Below are 1,318 nucleotides of genomic sequence, written 5' to 3' on the forward strand. Positions count from 1 at the left end.
CGGGTGACTTTGCCTGGACCGAATTGGCTACCACCAGCCTCGATCAGATGCGTGAGTTCTCCCGCAGCGTTATAGCAATAGCGTTGATAGCGGCCGTCGAAGCCGGTTTCGTCGGTAAGTTGGTCGGCGGAAGAAACAGGGTTTCAAATACACTGCCGTTTTTTAACAACTAAGAATTTCTCAACGATTCCATGCTGCGTATTGCAATACGGCTTACGGTCTTGAGCCGGTCTAGCGTTCAAGCCTCATGGGAATTGCGTGTTGGCCTAGTTCGTTGATTAAAATCTAAATTGCGCTATTTGTTGCTTAACGAAAAAGGAAGAGCGGTGACAATTTGAGTGTATTTCTCACAGTGCCATCACTAAGCGCCTCACAGAAATGCATTACTCATTATCCCACTCCATAAATGCATCATTTTCACAATAAAATACAAATGCTTTAAATAATTGTTCTAATGTGGGATTATCGATTTGAGCTTTTGTGTTTTCAATTACGTCTTCAACCTCTTCATTTGGAATTATTGGTTTCCAACCTTGAACAATTAATTGATGTTTTAGTTGTTCATTCCAATCAGGATCGGCATCCAAATTCTGCTTCAAAACAAAGCAATTTGTGCCTAATGCAAGATCTCCTGTTGGCAAATATAACCAACCGTCAAAATTTTCTGGATTGGTAAGAATGTCTTTAATTGAAATTGTGTGATTCATTTGCTTCTCCTAAATTAAGAACAATTAAGTTTCTTAAATCCGCCACCTTGATCAGGATGTAAGGATTTTTGCACTTCGCCTGGCGCTTGATGCTGAGCACGCGGTACTAGCTCCATTTTTGTTGGATCATCGTTATTATGATGCCACGATAACCCAGGAGGGCTCTTATCACTATATGCGCCCCTAGCCCCAGGCTTCACGTGCGCAACAACATCTTTTCCAAGACTATTTCCAAATTCTGGGCTTTCTAAAATCATTTGATGAAGTTGCTGGTTGGCATCTTTAAAATGATCACCTCGTGTTCCGCTCAAAAGATTGCATGGAATAGTTGTTTGAGTCCAAACACTATATTTATCGCTACTTAAAGGTCGACCTGATTTGTCATTTCCAGTAAGAACTCGTCGCCCAGCCAATCCCAATGGATCAATCCATTCAATAGAGTTCTGTCCATAAGAAAAAAGATTATTACCCCCCATTAAACCAATAGGATCTTCAGAAACAAACCGCCCCACCGCCGGATCATAATATCGAAACCGATTGTAATGCAGCCCAGTCTCTTCATCAAACTGCTGCCCCTGAAACCGGAATGGCTGATCAATAACTGGCGTAGG

At 41.9% G+C, this 1,318-nt stretch carries 2 protein-coding genes; both read right to left on the reverse strand.

All coding sequences use genetic code 11. The annotated features are described in order from the left end of the window. Window positions 1-383: 383 nt before the first annotated feature. A complete protein-coding gene (locus tag AAKU61_RS22590; RefSeq protein ID WP_354335878.1) occupies window positions 384-707 on the reverse strand; it encodes a DUF7716 domain-containing protein in 324 nt (107 codons plus the stop codon). Between the two features lie 14 nt (window positions 708-721). Further along, window positions 722-1,318, reverse strand: a 597-nt coding sequence (locus AAKU61_RS22595; RefSeq protein WP_354335880.1) for an RHS repeat-associated core domain-containing protein, incomplete at its 5' end; no start/stop codon positions are given.

The sequence above is a fragment of the Undibacterium sp. GrIS 1.2 genome, assembly GCF_040544435.1.
Classification (GTDB): domain Bacteria; phylum Pseudomonadota; class Gammaproteobacteria; order Burkholderiales; family Burkholderiaceae_D; genus Undibacterium.